The sequence below is a fragment of the Pseudomonas parakoreensis genome, from assembly GCF_021602155.1.
GTDB lineage: Bacteria > Pseudomonadota > Gammaproteobacteria > Pseudomonadales > Pseudomonadaceae > Aquipseudomonas > Aquipseudomonas parakoreensis.
In genome coordinates, this window is the sequence record NZ_BQHY01000004.1 from 173072 (window position 1) to 196423 (window position 23352).

Sequence of the window (23352 nt, forward strand, 5' to 3'; positions counted from 1 at the left end):
CTCAATGCGGTTGCGTGTCGCCCGCTGCGGTATCGATGCTGACCACCACCGACATCCCCGGGCGCAAGCGTTCCTCCTCCTGCTGATCCGGGTCGATGGTGATCCGCACCGGCACGCGCTGGGCGATTTTCACAAAGTTGCCCGTGGCGTTATCCGCCTGCAACAGGGCGAACTCCGAACCGGTGCCGGGCGAAATGTGCTGCACATGCCCGGTGAACTGACGGTGGTTCAGCGCGTCAACGGTGAAGCGCACCGGCTGCCCGACACGCACGTTGTCCATCTGGGTTTCCTTCATGTTGGCGATCACCCATTTCTGGTTTGGCACCAACGCCATCAGCTGCGCCCCGGAGTTGACGTAGGCGCCCAGGCGCACGCCGATCTGCCCGAGCTGGCCGTCTCGCGGAGCGACGATGCGCGTATTCGACAAGTCGATTCGCGCCAGTTGCACCGCCGCTTCAGCGCTGGCCACCGCCGCCTCCAGCGAACCGCGATTGACGATCACCGTCTGCAGATCCTGCCGGGCGATTTCCAGATTGGCCTTGGCCTGCGCCACCGCCGCAATACCTTGTGCATTGGCCGCGAGCGCCACGTCCATTTCGCGTTTCGACACCGAGCCGTCACTCACCAGCTCCTTGTTACGGCGCAGATCCGCCTCGCTTTTACGCAACTGCGCCTCGCTGTCGGCCACCACCGCCTGACGCAACTTGATCGTCGCTTCGGCACTGTTGCGTTGCTGCACCACATTGGCCAGCGCGGCTTTCTGCACCGCCAGTTGCGCCAGCGCCTGATCGAGGCGTTGTTGATAAATCCGGTCATCCAGGCGCACCAGCAAATCACCGGCCTTCACGTACTGGAAATCCTGCACCGGCACCTCGAACACGTAGCCACTGAGTTGCGGGCCGATGATCGTCACCTGCCCGCGCACCAGGGCGTTTTCCGTGGTTTCGACGGCGCTGCTGAACGGCGGCAGTTGCCAGGCGTAGAGCACGATCAGCACGCCGACGATGGCAATCGCGGCAAAGCCCAGTGATGAGATGATCCGCACCCGCAACGAGCGCGGCTCGGTGTTCGGCGAGGACGGCGGCGCTACGCCTTCCGGGGTGGCGGCGATGGCATTGGTGGTTGTGGTGGTCGGTTCGGTCATGAATGGGAGGCACCGTCAGGAGGTACGGAAGGCGCTGGGTCGACGGCTTTGGTGGTGCTCATCAGCCACAGCGCGCGAATGGACAGCCAGATCATGGTCAGCACCGCAATCACGGCGATCAGCATGAATACATCGTTATAGGCCAGCACGTTGGCTTCGCGGGTGGCCGCGTTGGACAGGCTGCGAATCCCGGCGAGGTTGCGCAGACTCGGGTCGGCCAGCAAGCTGCCATACGCCGAACCGCCGCTTTGTACGCGCGCGGCCACCAGCGGATCGGACAGCGTCAGGTGCTCGACCAGGTGGCTGGAGTGGAACTTCTCGCGCACGATCTGGAATGTGCCCAACAACGCCGCGCCGAGCAGGCCGCCGAGATTGTTGCAGATCCCGAACAACACCGAAAAACTCACCAGATTGCGCGGGTTGGTCAATACGTTGCGGGTGCCGAAGACCATGGTCGGGCCCAGAAAAAACGTGCTGCCGAAGGCCAGCAGGAACTGGCTGAAATACAGGTTTTGCGGACGGGTCAGGTTGTTGGAGAAACTGTCCATCACCGAGCCGGTGGCCATCAGCGCCAGCGAGATGATCAGCGGCATCAGCAGGTGCTTGGGGTCGATGGTCAGCGCACTGGTCGCCAGCCCGGCGATGCTGCCGATCAGCATCACCACGTAGAGGCTGTGCAGTTGCTCATAACCCATGTTGAGGTTCTGCATGAAACCGACCGCGCCGGTGGACTGCTCCGAGGTGACCATGCGAATCAGGGTTACCGCCAACGCCAGGCGGATCATCGTGCCGCTGCCGAGCCAGCGGGTCATCAGCATCGGGTTGCTGCGGTTGTGCTCGATCGCCAGGCCCGCGAGGATCAGAGCAATCGAGGCCGCCAGCGCATAGCCGATCCAGTCGGCCTCGAGCCACCAGTCAATCCGCCCCAGCGATAACACCGCGCAGAGCAGGGCCACGCCGCTGGCGAGGATGGCGAAGGTCAGAAAGTCCAGCGGTTCAAAGGTTTTGAAGCGGTCACCGGGCGGCAACTTGAGCAGCAACACGCAGCCCAGCGACAACAAGGCCATGCCCAATTCGAACAGGTACAAGCCACGCCATTCGGCGATTTGCAACAGGTCTTCGGAAAACAGGCGCGCCAGCGGCAGCGCCAGTTGTGAAGCCCCCAGGCCCAGCACCAGCGCCTTCAGCCGCCACTTGGCCGGAAATGCCTGGATCATGTAATACAGACCCAGCGAACTCAGCGCCGCACCGACCATGCCGTGCGCCGCGCGCACCGCGATGGCCGAGTTCAAGTCGTTGACGAACAGGTGGCCGAAGGTCACCAGCGCATACAGCACCAGAAACACCTCGGTGAATGCACGCAGGCCGAACTGCTGACGAAACTTCACCAGCAGCAGGTTCATCGACACGTTGGTCATCACGTACGCGGCCGGCAGCCAGGCCATCTCTGCCGTGGTCGCACCCAACGCGCCTTGCAGGTAAGGCAGGTTGGCGACCACCAGCGAGTTGCCCAGACCACCGGTCACCGCCACCAACAGCCCGACCAGCGCATAGGCCAGGCGCTTGGGGTTGGAGTGCAGCGGCGTCGAGGGGGAACCGGGCAGACTGGGCTTCTCGTGCGGCTGCCAGTTGCGCGGGGCGTATCGATCCATTGAAAGACCTTGTGCTTGTGTTGCCGGGAGTTTGCCGCACATCTTGCGGCAAACCCAAAATCCTGTGGGAGCTGGCTTGCCAGCGATGGCGACACTCGGCTCGGCAACAGGGTGACCGGCCGCCCGCTCCCACAGGTTTGCGGCGGATTCGTAAATTCTGTTTAAAGGTCTTCTCGCCCGCAACGGATTTTTCCCGCACCGGGCAACTGCCACCCTTGCAGCCCTTCTCAACCTGCAAGGTGCCCGTTATGACCACGCCCCACCGGCAACGCTCCCCACGCTTTTTAAAAAACCTTGTGGCGGCCGCCCTGCTGCTGCCGGCCCTCGCCTTCGCTCAGGAACGCCCGTGGCCGGACGGTTCGCAACTGGTGATCTCGGTGTCGATGCAGTTCGAAACCGGCGGTCAGCCCGAAGGCGCGGAAAGTCCGTTCTCCGGCACGCCGCTGCCCAAGGGTTATCCGGATCTGCCGGCGCAGACCTGGTTTGATTATGGCTACAAGGAAGGCTTGTGGCGGATGCTCGACCTGTGGGATCGCACCGGCATCAAGGTCACCTCGCATGTGGTCGGCGAAGCGGCGCTCAAGCACCCGGAACTGGCGAAAGCGATTGCTGCGCGCGGCCATGAACTGGCGGCCCATGGCATGCGTTGGGCCGATTCGTACAACATGAGTTACGACCAGGAAAAACAGTTCATCGGCGACGGTGTCAACGCGGTGGAAAAACTTACCGGCCAGCGCTCAGTGGGCTACAACGCCAACTGGCTGCGGCGCAGCCCCAATACGCTGAAGGTTCTGCAAGACCTGAATTTCACCTATCACATCGATGACGTCAGCCGCGACGAACCGTTCGTGACCATGGTCCGTGGACGCAAATTTGCCGTGGTGCCGTACACCCTGCGCAATAACGACATCGTGCTGATCGAGGGCCGGCATTTCTCCGCCGAGCAGTTCTATCAGCAACTGGTGCTGGAATTTGATCGCCTGTACGCCGAAGGCGCGAGCCAGCGACGGATGATGTCGGTGAGTCTGCACGACCGCATCGGCGGCACACCGGCGATGGTCGAGGCGATGGAGCGGTTCATTCGTTATGCGCAAGCGCATCCGAAGGTAAGTTTCATGCGCAAGGATCAGATCGCCCGGGTCGTCCTGACCGAGAAAAACCCGCTGATCGACAACACGGAGGCGCTCTACAACCGGTAAGCCGCCGAAAACAGCCCTCTTCGCAGCATCTGGAGGGCTGCCAACTCGCGCAAACTCATCGTAAAAAGCCCTGTTGACTTTTACGGAAAACCTCGCAACTATCCGCAACCATGTTGTACGACGACGTATAACAATAATAAAAACAACAAATGAAACAGGGAGCGTCACCGTGAGCACACTCGTCTGCAATTCCGTTCGCACGTCCCGTATTTCCATGCCCCGCCCGTATTCCACCCTGACTTTGATCGGCTGCAGCAGCCTCGCCCTGGTTTTGCCCATGAGCGCAGACGCCGAAGGCTTCCTCGAAGACAGCAAAGCCACGCTGAACCTGCGCAACGCCTACTTCAATCGCAACTTCGTCAACCCGAACTATCCGCAGGGCAAGGCTGAAGAGTGGACGCAGAACTTCATCCTCGATGCCAAATCCGGCTTCACCCAAGGCACGGTCGGTTTCGGTCTCGATGTGCTGGGCATGTATTCGCAAAAACTCGATGGCGGCAAAGGCACCGGCGGTACGCAACTGTTGCCGATCCACGATGATGGTCGCCCGGCAGACAATTTCGGGCGACTGGGTGTAGCGCTGAAGGCCAAGGTGTCGAAGACTGAATTGAAGGTTGGCGAATGGATGCCGGTGCTGCCGATTCTGCGCTCGGACGATGGCCGCTCCCTGCCGCAGACCTTTCGCGGTGGCCAGGTCACTTCCACCGAAATCAACGGCCTGACCCTCTACGGCGGGCAGTTCCGTGGCAACAGCCCACGCAACGATGCCAGCATGGAAGACATGTCGATGAACGGCCGCGGCGCCTTCACCTCCGACCGTTTCAACTTCGGTGGCGGCGAATACACCTTCAACGACAAGCGCACCCTGCTCGGCGTGTGGTATGCCGAACTCAGCGACATCTACCAGCAGCAGTATTTCAACCTCAGCCACAGTCAGCCGCTGGGCGACTGGACGCTGGGCGCCAACCTCGGTTTCTTCACCGGCAAGGAAGACGGCAGCGCCCTGGCCGGCGACCTCGATAACAAGACCGCGTTCGCCCTGCTGTCGGCCCGCTACGGCGGCAACACCTTCTACGTCGGTTTGCAAAAACTCAGCGGCGACGACGCCTGGATGCGGGTCAACGGCACCAGCGGCGGCACCCTGGCCAACGACAGCTACAACGCCAGTTATGACAACGCCAAAGAACGCTCCTGGCAGTTGCGACATGACTACAACTTCGTCGCCCTCGGCATTCCCGGCCTGACCCTGATGAACCGCTACATCAGCGGCGACAACGTGCACACCGGGACGATTACCGACGGCAAGGAATGGGGCCGCGAGTCGGAACTGGGGTACACCGTGCAAAGCGGACCGCTGAAAAACCTCAACGTGAGATGGCGCAACGCGACGATACGCCGGGACTTCAGCACCAATGAGTTCGATGAGAACCGGATCTTTATCAGCTATCCGATTTCATTGTTGTAACCAGATCTCTTTTTTACCCTGTGGGAGCGAGCCTGCTCGCGAAGGCGATTGGTCAGTCGATGCAAGAGTGCCTGGATCGGCCACATCGCTGGCAAGCCAGCTGCCACAGAATTTGTAGTGAATGCGGTCATTGAAAACAACGCTGGTACCTGTGGGAGCTGGCTAGCCAGCGATGGCGGCGGCAGATTCACCATTGATGTTCATTGCCACAGCGCTTTCGCGAGCAGGCTCGCTCTCACAAGGAAATTGCAGTGCAACGAAGGCATCGCGGTGATTGAAAAGTAAATGAGCCCCTTCCGTCATTTACACCAAAAGTCGCGTTGACAAGTTCCGGAAAGCCTACCGATACTTCAGCGCAGTCATACGACAACCTACAACAAACCTAATAACAACGTGTAAGGGAGTGCCATGACGTCCACCTCTATTCCCCGTGCCCCGTTCAATCGTCTGCTGCTGACCGGCGCCGCCGGTGGCCTGGGCAAAGTCCTGCGCGAACGTATGCGCCCTTATGCCCATGTCTTGCGCCTGTCGGACATCGCCGCTCTCGCCCCGGCCGTTGATGATCGCGAAGAAATCGTCCTCTGCGACCTTGCCGACAAACAGGCGGTGCACCAACTGGTCGAAGGCGTCGACGCGATCCTGCATTTCGGCGGTGTCTCCGTGGAGCGGCCCTTCGAAGAGATCCTCGGCGCCAACATCTGCGGCGTATTTCACATCTACGAAGCTGCACGCCGCCATGGTGTCAAGCGAGTGATCTTCGCCAGTTCCAACCACGTCATCGGCTTCTACAAACAGGACGAACCGCTCGACGCCAGCTGCGCCCGCCGCCCCGACGGCTACTACGGATTGTCCAAGTCCTACGGCGAAGACATGGCCAGTTTCTACTTCGATCGCTACGGCATCGAGACCGTCAGCATCCGCATCGGCTCCTCATTTCCCGAGCCGCAGAACCGCCGAATGATGCACACCTGGCTCAGCTTTGACGACCTCACCCAATTGCTCGAACGCGCGCTGTACACGCCCAACGTTGGCCATACCGTGATCTATGGCATGTCCGCCAACAAGGACGTCTGGTGGGACAACCGCTTCGCCAGCCACCTCGGTTTTGAAGCCAGGGACAGCTCCGAAGTGTTCCGCGAAAAAGTCGAAGCGCAACCCATGCCCGCCGCCGATGACCCGGCGCGGATCTATCAGGGTGGCGCGTTCGTCGCGGCCGGCCCCTTCGGCGACTGAACACCCTGACAACGACGCAAAGGAATGAGTATGCAAGCCGAATTGATCGTCGATGCTCGCAACGCCGTGGGTGAAAGCCCGGTCTGGGTGCCGCAGGAAAACGCGCTGTATTGGGTTGATATTCCCAACGGCGGGCTGCAACGCTGGAGCGCTGACACCGGCCATGTGCACGCCTGGAAAACCCCTGAAATGCTCGCCTGCATCGCCCGTCACAGCGGTGGCGGCTGGGTTGCCGGAATGGAGAGCGGCTTTTTTCATCTGCATCCGCACAGCGATGGCAGCCTCGACAGCGAACGACTCGCCACCGTCGAGCACAGCCGGGCAGACATGCGCCTCAACGATGGTCGCTGCGACCGCCAGGGCCGTTTCTGGGCCGGCAGCATGGTGCTGAACATGGGCCTGAACGCGCCTGCAGGCCGACTCTACCGCTACGGCGCCGTCTCGTCAGGCTTGATCGAAGCGCAGCTCGACGGGTTCATCGTGCCGAACGGCCTCGGCTTCAGCCCCGACGGCAAGACGATGTACCTGTCGGACTCACATCCGCACGTGCAATTGATCTGGGCCTTCGATTACGACACCGAGACCGGCACGCCATCGAACCGCCGCGTTTTCGTCGACATGAACCACTTCCCCGGCCGACCGGATGGCGCTGCCGTGGATGCCGAAGGCTGCTACTGGATTTGCGCCAACGACGCCGGACTGATTCACCGTTTTGCTCCGGACGGGCGCCTCGATTTCTCGCTGCAAGTGCCGGTGCAGAAACCGACGATGTGTGCCTTCGGCGGCAGCGACATGGACACGTTGTTTGTCGCCTCGATTCGTCCCGGCGACGACCGCGATCCGCAATCCCTGGCCGGCGGCGTGTTCGCGTTGAAGCCCAACGTCAAAGGCCTTGCCGAACCCTTGTTCAACGATCTGCTTTAAACCCCTCTGCTGCACCGCTGCGCCTTGAACACAACAATAACAAGACTGGAGACTCACCCCCATGAACTTCAAACGCACCTTGCTGGCCGCTGCACTCCCGCTGATGTTCACCTTCACTGGCGCCGCCCAGGCCCTGCAACTCAAATTCGCTGACATCCATCCCGCCGGTTATCCAACGGTGGTAGCCGAAGAAAACATGGGCAAGACCCTGACCCGGGAAACCAACGGCGAGCTGACCTTCCAATACTTCCCCGGCGGCGTGCTGGGCTCTGAAAAGGAAGTCATCGAGCAGATGCAAGTCGGCGCGGTGCAGCTGTCTCGCGTCAGCCTGGGTATTGTCGGCCCCGTGGTCCCGGACGTGAACGTGTTCAACATGCCGTTCATCTTCCGCGACCATCAACACATGCGTAACGTCATCGATGGCCCGGTGGGCGACGAGATCCTCGACAAAATCACCCACTCCGAATTCGGCCTGGTGGCGCTGGCCTGGATGGACGGCGGCACGCGCAACGTCTACACCAAGAAACCGGTACGCAAGCTCGAAGACCTCAAGGGTATGAAGATTCGCGTGCAAGGCAACCCGATGTTCATCGACATGATGAACGCCATGGGCGGTAACGGTATCGCCATGGACACCGGGGAAATCTTCAGCGCCTTGCAGACCGGCGTGATTGACGGCGCGGAAAACAACCCGCCGACCCTGCTCGAACACAACCACTTCCAGAACGCCAAGTTCTACAGCCTGACCGGTCACCTGATCCTGCCGGAGCCGATTGTGATGTCAAAAATCACCTGGGAAAAACTCACCCCGGAACAACAGGCGCTGGTCAAGACCGCCGCCAAGGCTGCCCAGGCTGAAGAACGCGTGCTGTGGGACAAGAAGTCCGCTGCCAGCGAAGAAAAACTCAAGGCCGCGGGCGTCGAGTTCATCCAGGTCGACAAGAAACCCTTCTACGACGCCACCGCGCCAGTGCGGGAAAAATATGGCGCGGCGTACGCCGACCTGATCAAGAAAATCGAAGCCGTTCAGTAACGCCTCCCGCTCCGTACTCATTAACCAGGCCCGGCGCACCTGATGACTCAGGTGCGCCCGGTTACGGTGGAACCCGATGAAGAATCTGCTGCTGCGTATCAACGACAAGATCTACATGACGTGCATCTGGGTCGCCGGCCTTGCCGTCCTGGCGATTTCCCTGATGATTCCCTGGGGCGTGTTCGCCCGCTACGTCCTGGGCACCGGTTCGAGCTGGCCAGAGCCCACGGCGATCCTGCTGATGATGGTGTTTACCTTCATCGGCGCCGCCGCCAGTTACCGCGCCGGCGCACACATGGCCGTGGCCATGCTCACCGATCGCATGCCCCCACAACTGAGAGCTGCGGCGGCGATATTCTCGCAACTGCTCATGGCGTCGATCTGCATTTTCATGACCATCTGGGGCGCCAAGCTGTGCATGTCCACCTGGAATCAGTTCATGGCAGCCCTGCCCGATCTGCGGGTTGGCGTGACCTACTTGCCGATTCCCGTGGGCGGCTTGCTGACGCTGGTTTTCGTTCTGGAAAAGCTCTTGCTCGGTGACCAGAGCAAACGGCGTGTCGTGCAGTTCGATCTGGTTGAAGAAAGCGAAGGTGCCGCTTAATGGACGCTCTGATTCTGCTGGGCAGTTTTATCGTATTGATCCTGATCGGCATGCCAGTCGCCTACGCGCTGGGCGCCGCCGCACTGATCGGTGCATGGTGGATCGACATCCCGTTCCAGGCGGTGATGATTCAGGTCGCGTCGGGGGTGAACAAATTCTCACTGCTGGCCATTCCGTTCTTCGTCCTGGCCGGTGCGATCATGGCCGAGGGCGGCATGTCCCGCCGGCTGGTGGCATGTGCCGGAGTGCTGGTGGGTTTCGTGCGCGGTGGTCTGTCGCTGGTCAACATCGTCGCCTCGACCTTCTTCGGCGCGATCTCCGGTTCCTCGGTGGCCGACACCGCGTCGGTGGGTTCAGTGCTGATTCCGGAAATGGAACGCAAGGGCTATCCTCGGGAATTCTCCACCGCGGTGACCGTCAGCGGCTCGGTGCAAGCCCTGCTCACGCCGCCAAGCCATAACTCGGTGCTCTATTCTCTGGCTGCCGGTGGTACGGTTTCGATTGCCTCGCTGTTCATGGCCGGCATCGTGCCGGGCTTGATGATGAGCGCTTGCCTGATGGTGCTGTGCCTGATCTTCGCGAAAAAGCGCAACTACCCCAAGGGTGAAGTGATCCCGATGCGCCAGGCGCTGAAAATCGTCGGCGAAGCACTCTGGGGCATGATGGCGATGGTGATCATCCTCGGCGGCATCCTCTCGGGGATCTTCACCGCCACGGAATCGGCGGCGATTGCCGTGCTGTGGTCATTCTTCGTGACCATGTTCATCTACCGCGATTACAAGTGGAGCGAACTGCCGAAACTGATGCACCGCACCGTGCGGACGATTTCGATCGTGATGATCCTGATCGGTTTCGCCGCAAGCTTCGGCTACATCATGACCCTGATGCAGATACCGGCGAAGATCACCACGCTGTTCCTGACCCTGTCGGACAACCGCTACGTGATCCTGATGTGCATCAACGTCATGCTGCTGTTGCTCGGCACGGTGATGGACATGGCGCCGCTGATCCTGATCCTCACGCCGATTCTGATGCCGGTGATTCTTGGCATCGGTGTCGACCCGGTGCAATTCGGCATGATCATGCTGGTCAACCTCGGGATCGGGCTGATAACACCGCCGGTGGGCGCGGTGCTGTTTGTCGGTTCGGCGGTGGGCAAGGTCAGTATCGAAGGCACCGTGAAAGCGCTGCTGCCGTTCTATGCCGTGCTGTTTCTGGTGTTGATGCTGGTCACTTACATCCCCGCCATTTCCCTGTGGCTACCGCACTTGGTGTTGTAACAGCCTGAAAGATCGCAGCCTCGTTTCACTCGACAGCTCCTACATGGGAATGCGATTCCTGCAGGAGCTGCCGAAGGCTGCGATCTTTTGATCTGCCAACATTCAGGCACGCAACAACATATACCCCGCCACCACCAGACACACGCTGGCAAACCCCACCTGCAACGTCCGCGCCGGGACCCGCGCACAAAGCTTGCGCCCGATGATCATGCCGACGATGCTGGCGACGATAAACGCCGCGCCCTGTGCGTCAATCCGCACGCCTGCGTGAAACGATCCGATCACGCCAATCGCCGAAATCAGGCTGATCACCATCAGCGACGTCGCCACGATCCCGCGCATCTGCACATCGGTCAGTTGCTTGAACGCCGGCACGATCAGGAACCCTCCGCCGACGCCGAGCAAGCCCGAAACCACGCCGGTCACCGCGCCCAATACCGCAAGAGTCGCGGTGCATTTGGCGGTCCAGTCGAAGCGCCCGGTCTGTTCATTGAGCATGCAGTTCTTCTGCCCCCAGCTCGCGTGGCCGTGGTCGCTCGGTCCCTCTTGCGCACGCTCGCGGCGCAACATGCGCCAGGCGACCATGACCATCAGCAGGCTGAAGAGGATCATCAGAACCTGCTCCGGCAACTGATGCGCGAAATAGATCCCCAGCGGCGAAAACACCGCGCCAAGCGCCGCAATCAGCAGTGCCGCGCGATAGCGCACCAAGCCATGACGCAAACCGTCGATGGCACCGACGGCTGCCGCACTGCCCACCGCGAACAACGCCACGGGCGCGGCCTGAGTCATGCTCCAGCCGAGGCCGAGCACCAGCGCCGGCACCGCGAGAATCCCGCCGCCCGCCCCGGTCAGCCCGAGAATCAGCCCCATCAACACGCCAAACAGACTTGCCAGCAACATAGGGAGTTCTCAGTCGACGTTGGACAAACCGGTCAGCCACTCGCGGCCCTTGAGCATGCCGTTCCAGTAGAACCACGGCAGCAGCGTCGCCTTGAGAAACCACGCCGAGCGGCGCGGCACGGTCGCATCAAGGGCGAAGGTAGGCAGCAACTTCCCGCCGTAACCGAACTCGGCGAGGATCACCTTGCCCTTCTCCACCGTCAGCGGGCAGGAACCATAGCCGTCGTACTTCAGTGGCAACGGCTGCCGCTTGCGCAGCGCCAGAAGGTTTTCGGCGACGACCACGACCTGCTTGCGCACGGCGGCAGCGGTTTTTGCGTTAGGGGTGCCGCAGATGTCACCGAGACCAAACACTTCGGGGTATCGCGGATGTTGCAGGCTGTGCGGATTGACTTCGCACCAGCCGGCGGCGTCGGCCAGCGGGCTCTGGGCGATGAAGTCCGGCGCGACTTGCGGCGGCACGACATGCAGCAGGTCAAAGGTTTTCGCCTGTGTGGTGACGTTGCCGTCAGCGTCCTTGATCTCGAACCAGGCGGTTTTCGCCGGGCCGTCGACCCTGACCAGATTGCTGTTGAAGGCCAGTTGCGCGTTGTACTTCTCGATGTACTTCATCAGCGGCGGGACGAAGGTCGCGACACCGAAGAGTGCGGCACCGGCGAGGTTGAACTCGACGTTAACGTTATTCAGCATAGCGGTCTTGCGCCAGTGATCGCACGACAGGTACAACGCCTTCTGCGGCGCGCCAGCGCATTTGATCGGCATCGCCGGCTGAGTGAACAGCGCCTTGCCGCCGCGCAGTTTCTGCACCTGATCCCAGGTGTACTGCGCATGCTGATAGCTGTAGTTGGACGTCACGCCATGCTGGCCGAGGCTTTCCTGCAGGCCTTCGATTTTCTCCCAGGCCAGACGCAGGCCGGGGCAGACGATCAGGTTCTGGTAGCTGACGCGGCGTTGATCGTTGAGCGTGAGGTGACGTGTGTCGGGATCCACCGCTGTCACCGCCGCCTGAATCCAGGTGGCCTGACGCGGCATCACTTTGCTCATCGGCCGCACGGTGTCCTTGACGTCATAGGCGCCACCGCCGACCAGCGTCCACGCCGGTTGGTAGTAGTGGTGGGCGCTCGGCTCGATCACGGTGATATTCAGAGTGGGATCACGCTTGAGCAGACTGGCGACAAAACCGATGCCGGCAGTGCCGCCGCCGATGACCACGATGTCTGCACTGATGGATGGGCCCCAGTGTTGATCGTTCATTGCTTGTTCCTTATTGCTGCACGCAAGGATTTTTTCGAATCAAACCACGAAACCTGTGGGAGCTGGCTTGCCAGCGATAGGGACTTGTCAACCGCTATTGATGGCGACTGACACTCCGCCATCGCTGGCAAGCCAGCTCCCACAGGTTTTGTATTGTGTTGGCTGACATTTATGGGTGGCCCCAGCTCTTGAGCACCGCCCCGCAATACAACCCGGACAGGGTCTTCATCACCTGAATCACTTCAGGGCTGGCCAGGCCGTAAAAGATGTATTTGCCTTCACGGCGGGTCGCCACCAGGCCTTCATCGCGCAGGATGCCCAGTTGCTGGGACAGCGTCGGCTGGCGCACACCGGTCATTTTTTCCAGCTCGCCGACGTTGCGTTCGCCCTGAGTCAGCTGGCACAGGATCAACAGACGGTCCTCATTGGCCAAAGCCTTGAGCAGCGCGCAGGCCTTGGAGGCGGAGGCCCGCAATTGGGCGACTTCACATTCGGTCAGACTGGATTGCATTTGCATGATGCCTTCAACGTCACTTAAGCTGCGAACATTATGTTTTTAGATAAAGTGTTGCAACCCATTTCCCTGATTCAGGTTGGTGTCCATGCCCGCGCAGATTGAAGCTTTCCTCGACCCCGCCTCTTCGACCTACAGCTATGTGGTCTATGAAGCCGATGGCGGGCAATGTGCAATCGTCGATCCGGTCCTCGATTACGACGGCGCCGCCGGTCGCACCAGCACCGTACAGGCCGACAAAATCATCGCCTTCGTTCGTGACCACCGCCTGCAGGTGCAATGGCTGCTGGAAACCCATGCCCACGCCGACCACCTGTCCGCCGCGCCGTACCTGCGCCGCGAACTGGGCGGCAAGATCGCCATCGGTCAGTCGATCAGCAAAGTGCAGAATGTGTTCAAGACGCTGTTCAATCTGGAGCCGGAATTCTGCGTCGACGGCTCGCAGTTCGATCACCTCTTCGCCCCGAACGAGTCGTTCAGGATCGGCAATCTCAAAGCCACCGCCCTGCACGTCCCCGGCCACACCCCGGCGGACATGGCCTACTTGATCGACGGCGAGCAGATCCTGGTCGGCGACACGCTGTTCATGCCCGACGTCGGCACCGCCCGCTGCGACTTCCCCGGCGGCGACGCGCATCAGCTGTTCAACTCGATCCACAAACTGCTGGCCTTCCCCGCCAGCGTCAAACTCTACGTCTGCCACGACTACCCGCCCGAAGGCCGCGCCGCGCAGTGCCAGACCACCGTCGGTGAGCAGCGTCTGAGCAATATTCATGTACATGACGGGATCGACGAGGCGGCGTTTGTCGAGATGCGCACCCAGCGCGATGCGGGGTTGGGCATGCCGACGCTGTTGCTGCCGGCGATTCAGGTGAATGTGCGGGCGGGGAATTTTCCGGCGGCCGAGGACAATGGTGTGGTTTACCTGAAGGTGCCGATCAATAAGCTCTAAAAGCAAAAGATCGCAGCCTTCGGCAGCTCCTACAGGGACATGGTTTGTGCGTGCCCTGCGTAGGAGCTGCCGAAGGCTGCGATCTTTTGATCTTCAAGAACCCAGCGTCAACCCATTCGCCGGCAACGGCAACGCGGTCTTGTAGCGCACCTGCTTCAAGGCAAAACTCGACCGGATGTTCGCCACCCCCGGCACCTTGGTCAGAAAGTCCATCATGAAGCGTTCAAGCGCCTGAATCGTCGGCACCAGCACCCGGATCAGATAGTCCGGATCGCCGGCCATCAGGTAGCACTCCATCACCTCGGGGCGGTCGGAAATCGCCTCTTCGAAATGCTGCAACGCCTCCTCGACCTGCTTCTCCAGACTGACGTGAATGAACACGTTCACGTGCAGCCCCAGCAGATCGGCATCCAGCAGCGTCACCTGCTCGCGAATCAGCCCTAATTCCTCCATTGCCTTGACCCGGTTGAAACACGGCGTCGGCGACAGGTTCACCGAGCGTGCGAGGTCGGCGTTGGTGATGCGCGCATTCTCCTGAAGGCTGTTGAGAATGCCGATGTCGGTACGGTCCAGTTTGCGCATGAGACAAAACCACCTGTTTTTTATGTTTATGCAGAATTTCTATCTGCAAATCGTCTCCAACGCAACGAAACAGAGAGAAATATTCTTCTTGGCCGGGCCTATGATTGTTGTAGGACAAGATTTCTTTCACCCAAGAATGATTGCCAGCTCACTACAAGAAATTCACAAGATCGAGCGTAGAAGCCATGACCCAAGCGTATGAACCGCTGCGTCTGCACGTCCCTGAACCCTCGGGCCGCCCAGGCTGCAAAACCGACTTCTCCTACCTGCATCTGACCGATGCCGGCACGGTGCGCAAACCTTCCATTGACGTCGAACCTGCCGACACCGCCGACCTGGCGCGTGGGCTGATTCGGGTGCTCGACGATCAGGGCAACGCCCTCGGCCCTTGGGCTGAAAATGTGCCGGTCGACATCCTGCGCAAGGGCATGCGTGCCATGCTCAAGACGCGGATCTACGACAACCGCATGGTGGTCGCCCAGCGCCAGAAAAAAATGTCGTTCTACATGCAAAGCCTTGGCGAAGAAGCCATCGGCAGCGCCCAGGCCCTGGCCTTGAACATCGACGACATGTGCTTCCCGACGTACCGCCAGCAAAGCATTCTGATGGCCCGCGAAGTGCCGCTGGTCGACCTGATCTGCCAGCTGCTGTCCAACGAGCGCGATCCGCTCAAGGGCCGGCAGTTGCCAATCATGTACTCGGTCAAGGACGCCGGCTTCTTCACCATCTCCGGCAACCTCGCCACTCAGTTCATTCAAGCCGTCGGCTGGGGCATGGCCTCGGCAATCAAGGGCGACACCAAAATCGCCTCGGCGTGGATCGGTGACGGTGCCACCGCCGAATCGGACTTCCACACCGCCCTCACCTTCGCCCACGTTTACCGCGCGCCAGTGATTCTCAACGTGGTCAACAACCAATGGGCAATCTCGACCTTCCAGGCCATCGCCGGAGGTGAAGCCACCACTTTCGCCGGACGCGGCGTCGGTTGCGGCATCGCCTCGTTGCGCGTCGATGGCAACGACTTCTACGCAGTCTACGCCGCCTCCGCCTGGGCGGCTGAACGCGCCCGGCGCAACCTCGGCCCAACCATGATCGAGTGGGTCACCTACCGCGCCGGCCCGCACTCGACTTCCGACGATCCGTCGAAATACCGTCCTGCTGACGACTGGAGCCACTTCCCGCTGGGCGACCCGATTGCCCGCCTGAAGCAGCACCTGATCAAGGTTGGCCACTGGTCGGAAGAAGAGCACGCCGCCGTCAGCGCCGAACTCGAAGCCGAGGTGATTGCCGCGCAGAAACAGGCCGAACAGTACGGCACCCTCGCCGGCGGCCAGATTCCAAGCGCCGCGACCATGTTCGAAGACGTCTACAAAGAGATGCCGGAGCACTTGAAGCGCCAGCGTCAGCAGTTGGGGATCTGACATGAACGATCACAACAACAATATTCAGTTGGAAACCGCCATGACCACGACCACCATGACCATGATCCAGGCCCTGCGCTCGGCCATGGATGTGATGCTTGAGCGTGACGACAATGTGGTGGTGTTCGGGCAGGACGTCGGCTACTTCGGCGGCGTGTTCCGTTGCACCGAAGGCCTGCAGACCAAGTACGGCACCTCGCGGGTATTCGACGCACCGATCTCCGAAAGCGGCATCGTCGGTGTGGCGGTGGGCATGGGCGCCTACGGCTTGCGTCCTGTCGCCGAAATCCAGTTTGCCGACTACGTGTACCCGGCGTCTGACCAGATCATTTCCGAAGCCGCCCGTCTGCGTTATCGCTCGGCCGGCGAGTTCACCGCGCCGATGACCCTGCGCATGCCCTGCGGCGGCGGCATCTACGGCGGTCAGACCCACAGCCAGAGCATCGAGGCGATGTTCACTCAGGTGTGCGGCCTGCGCACCGTGATGCCGTCCAATCCGTATGACGCCAAGGGCCTGCTGATCGCCTCGATCGAAAACGATGACCCGGTGATCTTCCTCGAGCCAAAACGCCTGTACAACGGCCCGTTCGACGGCCACCACGACCGCCCGGTAACCCCGTGGTCGAAACACCCGCAAGCTCAGGTGCCGGACGGTTACTACACCGTACCGCTGGACGTCGCCGCGATCACCCGTCCAGGCAAGGACGTGACCGTGCTGACCTACGGCACCACCGTGTATGTTTCGCAAGTGGCTGCCGAAGAATCCGGCGTGGATGCCGAAGTCATCGACTTGCGCAGCCTGTGGCCGCTGGACCTGGACACCATCGTCAAATCGGTGAAAAAAACCGGGCGTTGCGTGGTGGTACACGAGGCCACTCGCACCTGCGGTTTCGGCGCCGAGCTGGTAGCGCTGGTGCAAGAGCATTGCTTCCATCACCTGGAAGCGCCGATCGAACGCGTCACCGGTTGGGACACGCCCTACCCGCACGCGCAAGAGTGGGCGTATTTCCCAGGGCCGTCCCGAGTGGGCGCGGCGTTGAAACGGGTCATGGAGGTCTGAATGGGCACGCACGTTATCAAGATGCCGGACATCGGCGAAGGCATCGCAGAAGTAGAGCTGTCGCAGTGGCACGTCAAGGTCGGTGATCTGGTCGTTGAAGACCAGGTGCTGGCGGACGTGATGACCGACAAGGCAATGGTCGATATTCCGTCACCGGTCCACGGCAAAGTGATTGCCCTCGGCGGTCAGCCGGGGGAAGTGATGGCGGTCGGCAGTGTGCTGATCAGCATCGAAGTGGAAGGCGCCGGCAATCTGAAGGAGTCGGACAAACCGGCGCCTGTTACGGCGAAAGAAACGCCAGTCGCACCCAAAGTTGAAGCTGTCGTTGAAAGCAAACCTGCCGCCGCTGCCGCACCGCGTCCGGCGCCAGTGTGCCAGGGCCCTATGGTTGCCCGCGAAGCCGATGAACGTCCGCTGGCCTCGCCGGCCGTGCGCAAACATGCGCTGGATCTGGGCATTCAATTGCGTCTGGTCCGCGGCACTGGCCCGGCCGGTCGCGTGTTGCACGAAGACCTCGAAGCCTATCTGGCGCAGGGGCAGTCGAACGCTTCGGCACCGGTCGCCGCTTACGCCCAGCGCAACGACGAAGAACAGATTCAGGTGATCGGCATGCGCCGCAAGATCGCCCAGCGCATGCAGGACGCCACTCAGCGTGCCGCGCACTTCAGCTACGTCGAGGAAATCGACGTCACCGCCATCGAAGAACTGCGCGCGCATCTGAATGAGAAACACGGCGCCAGCCGGGGCAAGTTGACCTTGCTGCCGTTCCTGGTGCGCGCGTTGGTCGTGGCCCTGCGCGACTTTCCGCAGATGAACGCCCGTTACGACGACGAAGCCCAGGTCATCACCCGCCTTGGCGCGGTGCATGTCGGCGTCGCCACCCAAAGCGATGTCGGCCTGATGGTGCCGGTGGTGCGTCACGCCGAGGCGCGCAGCCTGTGGGACAGCGCCGCAGAAATCTCGCGTCTGGCAAATGCCGCCCGCAATGGCAAGGCCAGCCGCGACGAGTTGTCCGGCTCGACCATCACCCTGACCAGCCTCGGCGCCCTTGGCGGCATCGTCAGCACGCCGGTGCTGAACCTGCCGGAAGTGGCGATCGTCGGCGTGAATAAAATCGTCGAACGGCCGATGGTCGTCAAAGGCCAGGTGGTGATCCGCAAGATGATGAACCTCTCCAGCTCCTTCGATCACCGCGTGGTCGACGGCATGGACGCGGCGCTCTTCATCCAGGCCATTCGTGGTCTGCTCGAACAACCCGCGACCCTGTTTGTGGAGTGACGCCATGCAAACCTTGAACACCACGCTGCTGATCATTGGCGGCGGCCCCGGCGGCTACGTCACGGCGATTCGCGCCGGGCAACTGGGCATCTCGACGATTCTGGTCGAAGGCCAATCGCTCGGCGGCACCTGCTTGAACATCGGCTGCATTCCGTCGAAAGCGCTGATTCATGTAGCCGAGCAGTTTCACCAGACTCAACACCACAACCAGCATTCGGCACTGGGCATCAGCGTTTCCGCGCCGACCCTCGACATCACTAAAAGCGTCGAGTGGAAGGACGGCATCGTTGATCGCCTGACCACCGGCGTCGCCGCGCTGCTGAAAAAGAACAAGGTCCAGGTCATCCATGGCTGGGCCAAAGTCATCGACGGCAAAACCGTGGAAGTCGGCGACACGCGGATCCAGTGCGAACATCTGGTGCTGGCCACCGGTTCGACCAGCGTCAACCTGCCGATTTTGCCGATTGGCGGGCCGATCATCTCCTCCACCGAAGCGCTGGCACCGAAAGCGGTACCCAAACGTCTGGTGGTGGTCGGCGGCGGTTACATCGGTCTGGAGCTGGGCATTGCTTACCGCAAGCTCGGCGCCGAAGTCAGCGTGGTCGAGGCGCAGGATCGCATCCTGCCGGCCTATGACGCCGAGCTGACGCAACCGGTGCACGAAGCGCTGAAGCAACTGGACGTGAAGCTCTATCTCAAGCACAGCGTGCTGGGTTTCGACGGCACTCTGCAGGTGCGTGACCCGAACGGCGACACCCTCAATCTGGAAACCGATCAGGTGCTGGTGGCCGTCGGTCGCAAGCCGAATACGCAGGGCTGGAACCTCGAAGCGCTGAATCTGGATATGAACGGCTCGGCGATCAAGATCGACAACCGCTGCCAGACCAGCATGCGCAACGTCTACGCCATCGGCGACCTGAGCGGCGAACCGATGCTCGCGCACCGCGCCATGGCCCAGGGCGAAATGGTTGCCGAACTGATCAGCGGCAAGCACCGCGAATTCAATCCGACCGCCATCGCCGCCGTGTGCTTCACCGACCCGGAACTGGTGGTGGTCGGCCAGACCCCGGACGAGGCCAAGGCTGCCGGGCTGGACTGCATCGTTTCCAGCTTCCCGTTCGCCGCCAATGGCCGGGCGATGACCCTGGAATCGAAAAGCGGCTTCGTGCGCGTAGTCGCGCGTCGCGACAATCATGTGATTGTCGGCTGGCAGGCGGTCGGAGCAGGTGTTTCCGAATTGTCGACGGCGTTTGCGCAAAGCCTGGAAATGGGCGCGCGCCTGGAGGACATCGGCGGCACCATCCATGCGCATCCGACCCTGGGTGAAGCGGTGCAGGAAGCGGCGTTGCGGGCTTTGGGGCATGCGTTGCACCTTTAAAGATCAAAAGATCGCAGCCTGCGGCAGCTCCTACGGGGGGTTGCCGATTCTGTAGGAGCTGCCGCAGGCTGCGATCTTTTCAGCGATGGACAAGGATTTTTCATAAGCAGGCTAATAAATCTGCTTTTCCCCCCATCGTCCGGGCTGCGAAACCGCTCCAGAATGAAGTATTGTTGTGCCCATCCAAAAAAACGTCAGAAGCCTTGAACCGTTTCGACGGTTGTTCAGTGATAGAGGGTGTCATGGGTAACGAAAGCATCAATTGGGACAAGCTGGGTTTTGACTACATCAAGACCGACAAACGCTATCTGTCGTACTTTCGCAATGGCGAGTGGGACAAAGGCACCCTGACCGAAGACAACGTGCTGCACATCAGCGAAGGCTCGACGGCCCTTCATTATGGCCAGCAGTGCTTCGAAGGCCTGAAGGCTTATCGTTGCAAGGACGGCTCGATCAACCTGTTCCGTCCCGACCAGAACGCCGCGCGCATGCAGCGCAGCTGCGCCCGCCTGCTGATGCCGCACGTATCGACCGAGCAGTTCATCGAAGCGTGCAAAGAAGTGGTTCGCGCCAACGAGCGCTTCATCCCGCCATACGGCACCGGCGGCGCGCTGTACCTGCGTCCGTTCGTGATCGGCGTGGGTGACAACATCGGCGTGCGCACCGCGCCAGAGTTCATCTTCTCGGTGTTCGCGATCCCGGTCGGCGCCTACTTCAAGGGCGGCCTGACCCCGCACAATTTCCAGATCTCCAGCTTCGACCGCGCCGCGCCACAAGGCACCGGTGCGGCCAAGGTCGGTGGCAACTACGCCGCCAGCCTGATGCCGGGCTCCCAGGCCAAGAAGGCGCACTTCGCTGACGCCATCTACCTGGATCCGCTGACCCACAAGAAAATCGAGGAAGTCGGTTCGGCCAACTTCTTCGGGATCACCCACGACAACAAGTTCGTCACCCCGAACTCGCCCTCCGTACTGCCAGGCATCACCCGCCTGTCGCTGATCGAACTGGCGAAAACCCGTCTGGGCCTGGAAGTGGTGGAAGGCGACGTGCTGATCGACAAGCTGTCGGACTTCAAGGAAGCCGGCGCCTGCGGTACCGCTGCGGTGATCACCCCGATCGGCGGCATCAGCTACAACGACCACCTGCACGTGTTCCACAGCGAAACCGAAGTCGGCCCGGTCACCCAGAAGCTTTACAAAGAGCTGACTGGCGTGCAGACCGGCGACATCGAAGCGCCAGCGGGCTGGATCGTCAAGGTTTGATCTGACGGCCAGTTGCACAAAAGCCCCTCATCGAGTGATCGATGGGGGGCTTTTTATTGGAAGCAAGATCAAAAGATCGCAGCCTGCGGCAGCTCCTACACAGATCTCCTGTAGGAGCTGCCGCAGGCTGCGATCTTTTGATTTTCTATTTCAGCGCAATCCGCTTCCCACCTCGCGCAGCGATCCCGCTGGCCTGACCATTCTGTTGCTTGCCCGTGCGCGCCTGGGTAATCAATCCGGGAATCAACTCCCCTTCCGGCAGATTCTTCCAGAAACGCACCGGCAAGTGCCCTTGCATGACCTTCTCGTTCAACCGCGCCGGGTTGAAGATGTGGCTGTAGTACGTCAGCCACAACTCGCCGTGCGGGTCATCGACGTTCTGCGCCAGTTGCTGCCATTCCAGCGGGCATTGGCGTTGATGGATCAATTGCTCGCCATCGTAATAAACCCCGTCACGCGGCGTGGCGATCAACCAGCGATGCCGGCCCATGCGCCCGATGAAATGCTCGCTGGCGCTGTGCAGGATGTCGTGGGCCGGCTCGTGCCATGCGACGTATTGCGGGCCCGGCTGATCCTGTGGGCGTTCGATGAAGCGCACGAACGCATGCAAATGGTGGGCTTCACGCTGTACCTGCTTGATCCGCCGCTGCAACTCGCTGCCGAGTTTATCGCCGGCCATCATCGCCGTGCGGTCGCCGTGGCTGACCCGCCACAGCACTTCATACAACAGACTCCAGCGCTGGTCGCCCCGGTAGCGTGCGGCTTGCTCCAGGGTATCAAGCAATGCGCGAGGGATGCGCGCCTGAAACGGCCCCTGCCCCTCCGGCACATGTACGTCACTGGCAAACAGATCGCTCACCCCTTCCGACGCCCAACTCACCAGACTCGGGTCGACTTCATGGCTGAGCAGCCAGCGCGCCTGCTGACGCCAGGTGTCGAACAGGTCGTCGCAATCGAGATTGATCATCCCCACAATCCCATCTGTTGCGGCTGCGGCCGGTCGCGCAGTTGCTGATAGAGCATGTGGCTGGTGACTTCAGCCTGCTGCGGGTGGTAGTCGCTGGTGATGATGAATGGCTTGGCCTTGGCCAGCACACAGCGCATGCGCGCCACGTCTTCGTAGCGAATGCGCCGTTGCTGGCGCAATTGCACCAGACGCTCGGTGGTACGCAGGCCAATGCCCGGGATGCGCGCGATCAGCGACGGCTCGGCGCGGTTCAGGTCCAGCGGAAACACTTCGCGATTCTGCAGCGCCCAAGCCAGTTTGGGGTCGATGTCCAGCGCCAGATTACCCGGGCCCTTGAGCAACTCATCAGCGTTGTAGCCGTAGCTGCGCAAGAGGAAATCGGCCTGATACAGACGGTGTTCGCGCATCAGCGGTGGCGCGGCCAGCGGCACGCTTTTCGGGCTGTCGGGAATCGGACTGAAGGCCGAGTAGTAGACGCGGCGCAAGCGGTAGTTGCCATACAGCGACTGAGCGCTGTGCAGGATCGTGCTGTCGTCGGTGTCATCGGCGCCGACGATCATTTGCGTGCTCTGTCCGGCGGGAGCGAATTTCGCCGAACGCGGTTCGTTGAGCACCGTTTGCACGCCGGTGTAAATGGTGCTCATCGCCTGCTTGATCGAACCGATCTGTTTCTCCGGCGCCAGGGTTTGCAGGCTGGCATCGGTGGGCAGTTCGATATTGACGCTGAGGCGATCGGCATAACGCCCGGCCTCCTCGATCAACGCCGGATCGGCCTCGGGAATGGTCTTGAGGTGAATGTAGCCGCGAAACTCATGCTGTTCGCGCAACAGCTTCGCCACGCGTACCAGTTGTTCCATGGTGTAGTCCGCCGAGCGGATGATCCCGGAACTGAGAAACAGCCCGCTGACACAGTTGCGCCGGTAGAAATCCAGGGTCAGCGTCACCACTTCCTCGGGGGTGAAGCGTGCGCGCGGAACATCGCTGGAGCGGCGGTTGACGCAATATTGGCAGTCGTAGAGACAGAAGTTGGTCAGGAGGATTTTCAGCAACGACACGCAACGACCGTCCGGCGTGTAGCTGTGGCAGATGCCCATGCCGTCGGTCGAACCCAACCCGCTCTTGCCCTCGGAGCTGCGCTTGGGCGCACCGCTGCTGGCGCAGGAGGCGTCGTACTTGGCGGCGTCGGCGAGAATGCTGAGCTTGTCGATGATTTGCATGGCGAAGACCCTGTACTGGTTATGCGTACA

Annotated in this window: 21 protein-coding genes; 13 read left to right on the forward strand and 8 right to left on the reverse strand. The window is 61.1% G+C overall.

Features of this window, described 5'->3' with window-relative positions:
- Nucleotide 1: 1 nt before the first annotated feature.
- Complete coding sequence (locus tag L6D63_RS07605; RefSeq protein WP_121186003.1) at nt 2-1144, reverse strand: HlyD family secretion protein; 1143 nt, start codon at nt 1142-1144, stop codon at nt 2-4.
- A complete protein-coding gene (locus L6D63_RS07610) occupies nt 1141-2796 on the reverse strand; it encodes an MFS transporter (protein WP_131671319.1) in 1656 nt (551 codons plus the stop codon). The genes L6D63_RS07605 and L6D63_RS07610 overlap by 4 nt, the downstream gene beginning before the upstream one ends.
- Before the next feature lie 248 nt (nt 2797-3044).
- Here L6D63_RS07610 and L6D63_RS07615 point away from each other — a divergent pair, with 248 nt between their 5' ends.
- The 7 genes from L6D63_RS07615 (at nt 3045) to L6D63_RS07645 (ending at nt 10534) form a co-directional block, all read left to right on the forward strand.
- Nucleotides 3045-3995 (forward strand): polysaccharide deacetylase family protein, encoded by a 951-nt coding sequence (locus tag L6D63_RS07615; RefSeq protein WP_131671318.1) that lies wholly within the window; start codon nt 3045-3047, stop codon nt 3993-3995.
- A 169-nt stretch (nt 3996-4164) separates the two neighbouring features.
- Nucleotides 4165-5460 carry an OprD family porin gene (locus L6D63_RS07620; RefSeq protein ID WP_047293609.1) on the forward strand — a complete coding sequence of 432 codons (1296 nt, stop codon included), beginning with the start codon at nt 4165-4167 and terminating at the stop codon, nt 5458-5460.
- 408 nt (nt 5461-5868) lie between these two features.
- Nucleotides 5869-6693, forward strand: coding sequence for an NAD-dependent epimerase/dehydratase family protein (locus tag L6D63_RS07625; RefSeq protein WP_131671317.1), 825 nt, complete (start codon nt 5869-5871; stop codon nt 6691-6693).
- 30 nt (nt 6694-6723) lie between these two features.
- The gene (locus L6D63_RS07630; protein ID WP_131671316.1) at nt 6724-7617 is read left to right on the forward strand and encodes an SMP-30/gluconolactonase/LRE family protein; all 894 of its coding nucleotides are present in this window, start codon (nt 6724-6726) and stop codon (nt 7615-7617) included.
- A 61-nt stretch (nt 7618-7678) separates the two neighbouring features.
- Nucleotides 7679-8650, forward strand: coding sequence for a TRAP transporter substrate-binding protein (locus L6D63_RS07635; protein WP_121186013.1), 972 nt, complete (start codon nt 7679-7681; stop codon nt 8648-8650).
- A 76-nt stretch (nt 8651-8726) separates the two neighbouring features.
- Complete coding sequence (locus L6D63_RS07640) at nt 8727-9254, forward strand: TRAP transporter small permease (RefSeq protein ID WP_047293601.1); 528 nt, start codon at nt 8727-8729, stop codon at nt 9252-9254.
- On the forward strand, nt 9254-10534 hold the full coding sequence (locus tag L6D63_RS07645) for a TRAP transporter large permease (protein ID WP_131671315.1): 1281 nt from the start codon (nt 9254-9256) through the stop codon (nt 10532-10534). Before L6D63_RS07640 ends, L6D63_RS07645 begins: the two co-directional genes overlap by 1 nt.
- 102 nt (nt 10535-10636) lie before the next feature.
- On the opposite strand, the gene L6D63_RS07650 is transcribed toward L6D63_RS07645, so the two are convergent.
- The 3 genes from L6D63_RS07650 to L6D63_RS07660 all read right to left on the reverse strand — a co-directional run bounded on the left by L6D63_RS07650 (nt 10637) and on the right by L6D63_RS07660 (nt 13202).
- On the reverse strand, nt 10637-11437 hold the full coding sequence (locus tag L6D63_RS07650; protein WP_131671314.1) for a sulfite exporter TauE/SafE family protein: 801 nt from the start codon (nt 11435-11437) through the stop codon (nt 10637-10639).
- A 9-nt stretch (nt 11438-11446) separates the two neighbouring features.
- Nucleotides 11447-12691: an NAD(P)/FAD-dependent oxidoreductase gene (locus L6D63_RS07655; protein WP_131671313.1), complete on the reverse strand. Its 1245-nt coding sequence runs from the start codon at nt 12689-12691 to the stop codon at nt 11447-11449.
- Between the two features lie 169 nt (nt 12692-12860).
- Nucleotides 12861-13202: an ArsR/SmtB family transcription factor gene (locus L6D63_RS07660; protein WP_003224002.1), complete on the reverse strand. Its 342-nt coding sequence runs from the start codon at nt 13200-13202 to the stop codon at nt 12861-12863.
- A 91-nt stretch (nt 13203-13293) separates the two neighbouring features.
- Between L6D63_RS07660 and L6D63_RS07665 the strand changes: the two genes are divergently transcribed.
- Nucleotides 13294-14157 carry an MBL fold metallo-hydrolase gene (locus L6D63_RS07665; protein ID WP_095668926.1) on the forward strand — a complete coding sequence of 288 codons (864 nt, stop codon included), beginning with the start codon at nt 13294-13296 and terminating at the stop codon, nt 14155-14157.
- 93 nt (nt 14158-14250) lie between these two features.
- Here L6D63_RS07665 and bkdR read toward each other — a convergent pair whose 3' ends face one another.
- Nucleotides 14251-14739 (reverse strand): Bkd operon transcriptional regulator BkdR, encoded by a 489-nt coding sequence (gene bkdR, locus L6D63_RS07670; protein WP_027613216.1) that lies wholly within the window; start codon nt 14737-14739, stop codon nt 14251-14253.
- Between the two features lie 185 nt (nt 14740-14924).
- Here bkdR and L6D63_RS07675 point away from each other — a divergent pair, with 185 nt between their 5' ends.
- The 5 genes from L6D63_RS07675 (at nt 14925) to L6D63_RS07695 (ending at nt 21138) form a co-directional block, all read left to right on the forward strand.
- Nucleotides 14925-16160, forward strand: a complete 1236-nt coding sequence (locus L6D63_RS07675; protein WP_041073337.1) for a 3-methyl-2-oxobutanoate dehydrogenase (2-methylpropanoyl-transferring) subunit alpha — start codon at nt 14925-14927, stop codon at nt 16158-16160.
- A gap of 1 nt (nt 16161) precedes the next feature.
- On the forward strand, nt 16162-17220 hold the full coding sequence (locus L6D63_RS07680; protein ID WP_041073339.1) for an alpha-ketoacid dehydrogenase subunit beta: 1059 nt from the start codon (nt 16162-16164) through the stop codon (nt 17218-17220).
- Complete coding sequence (locus L6D63_RS07685) at nt 17221-18498, forward strand: dihydrolipoamide acetyltransferase family protein (protein ID WP_095668924.1); 1278 nt, start codon at nt 17221-17223, stop codon at nt 18496-18498. It abuts the gene before it with no gap.
- Nucleotides 18499-18502: 4 nt separating this feature from the next.
- Complete coding sequence (lpdA, locus tag L6D63_RS07690) at nt 18503-19876, forward strand: dihydrolipoyl dehydrogenase (protein ID WP_095668923.1); 1374 nt, start codon at nt 18503-18505, stop codon at nt 19874-19876.
- A 242-nt stretch (nt 19877-20118) separates the two neighbouring features.
- Nucleotides 20119-21138 (forward strand): branched-chain amino acid aminotransferase, encoded by a 1020-nt coding sequence (locus L6D63_RS07695; RefSeq protein WP_047293591.1) that lies wholly within the window; start codon nt 20119-20121, stop codon nt 21136-21138.
- A 145-nt stretch (nt 21139-21283) separates the two neighbouring features.
- On the opposite strand, the gene L6D63_RS07700 is transcribed toward L6D63_RS07695, so the two are convergent.
- A complete protein-coding gene (locus L6D63_RS07700) occupies nt 21284-22105 on the reverse strand; it encodes a TIGR03915 family putative DNA repair protein (protein WP_047293589.1) in 822 nt (273 codons plus the stop codon).
- The gene (locus tag L6D63_RS07705; RefSeq protein ID WP_047293587.1) at nt 22102-23322 is read right to left on the reverse strand and encodes a putative DNA modification/repair radical SAM protein; all 1221 of its coding nucleotides are present in this window, start codon (nt 23320-23322) and stop codon (nt 22102-22104) included. The genes L6D63_RS07700 and L6D63_RS07705 overlap by 4 nt, the downstream gene beginning before the upstream one ends.
- Nucleotides 23323-23352: the final 30 nt, after the last annotated feature.

Excerpts from the sequence above, each read along its gene's own strand:
- L6D63_RS07605 (WP_121186003.1), bottom strand. The coding sequence starts at position 1,144 with ATGACCGAACCGACCACCACAACCACCAATGCCATCGCCGCCACCCCG.
- L6D63_RS07610 (WP_131671319.1), bottom strand. The coding sequence starts at position 2,796 with ATGGATCGATACGCCCCGCGCAACTGGCAGCCGCACGAGAAGCCCAGT.
- L6D63_RS07615 (WP_131671318.1), top strand. The coding sequence starts at position 3,045 with ATGACCACGCCCCACCGGCAACGCTCCCCACGCTTTTTAAAAAACCTT.
- L6D63_RS07625 (WP_131671317.1), top strand. The coding sequence starts at position 5,869 with ATGACGTCCACCTCTATTCCCCGTGCCCCGTTCAATCGTCTGCTGCTG.
- L6D63_RS07630 (WP_131671316.1), top strand. The coding sequence starts at position 6,724 with ATGCAAGCCGAATTGATCGTCGATGCTCGCAACGCCGTGGGTGAAAGC.
- L6D63_RS07635 (WP_121186013.1), top strand. The coding sequence starts at position 7,679 with ATGAACTTCAAACGCACCTTGCTGGCCGCTGCACTCCCGCTGATGTTC.
- L6D63_RS07640 (WP_047293601.1), top strand. The coding sequence starts at position 8,727 with ATGAAGAATCTGCTGCTGCGTATCAACGACAAGATCTACATGACGTGC.
- L6D63_RS07645 (WP_131671315.1), top strand. The coding sequence starts at position 9,254 with ATGGACGCTCTGATTCTGCTGGGCAGTTTTATCGTATTGATCCTGATC.
- L6D63_RS07650 (WP_131671314.1), bottom strand. The coding sequence starts at position 11,437 with ATGTTGCTGGCAAGTCTGTTTGGCGTGTTGATGGGGCTGATTCTCGGG.
- L6D63_RS07655 (WP_131671313.1), bottom strand. The coding sequence starts at position 12,691 with ATGAACGATCAACACTGGGGCCCATCCATCAGTGCAGACATCGTGGTC.
- L6D63_RS07660 (WP_003224002.1), bottom strand. The coding sequence starts at position 13,202 with ATGCAATCCAGTCTGACCGAATGTGAAGTCGCCCAATTGCGGGCCTCC.
- L6D63_RS07665 (WP_095668926.1), top strand. The coding sequence starts at position 13,294 with ATGCCCGCGCAGATTGAAGCTTTCCTCGACCCCGCCTCTTCGACCTAC.
- bkdR (WP_027613216.1), bottom strand. The coding sequence starts at position 14,739 with ATGCGCAAACTGGACCGTACCGACATCGGCATTCTCAACAGCCTTCAG.
- L6D63_RS07675 (WP_041073337.1), top strand. The coding sequence starts at position 14,925 with ATGACCCAAGCGTATGAACCGCTGCGTCTGCACGTCCCTGAACCCTCG.
- L6D63_RS07680 (WP_041073339.1), top strand. The coding sequence starts at position 16,162 with ATGAACGATCACAACAACAATATTCAGTTGGAAACCGCCATGACCACG.
- L6D63_RS07685 (WP_095668924.1), top strand. The coding sequence starts at position 17,221 with ATGGGCACGCACGTTATCAAGATGCCGGACATCGGCGAAGGCATCGCA.
- lpdA (WP_095668923.1), top strand. The coding sequence starts at position 18,503 with ATGCAAACCTTGAACACCACGCTGCTGATCATTGGCGGCGGCCCCGGC.
- L6D63_RS07695 (WP_047293591.1), top strand. The coding sequence starts at position 20,119 with ATGGGTAACGAAAGCATCAATTGGGACAAGCTGGGTTTTGACTACATC.
- L6D63_RS07700 (WP_047293589.1), bottom strand. The coding sequence starts at position 22,105 with ATGATCAATCTCGATTGCGACGACCTGTTCGACACCTGGCGTCAGCAG.
- L6D63_RS07705 (WP_047293587.1), bottom strand. The coding sequence starts at position 23,322 with ATGCAAATCATCGACAAGCTCAGCATTCTCGCCGACGCCGCCAAGTAC.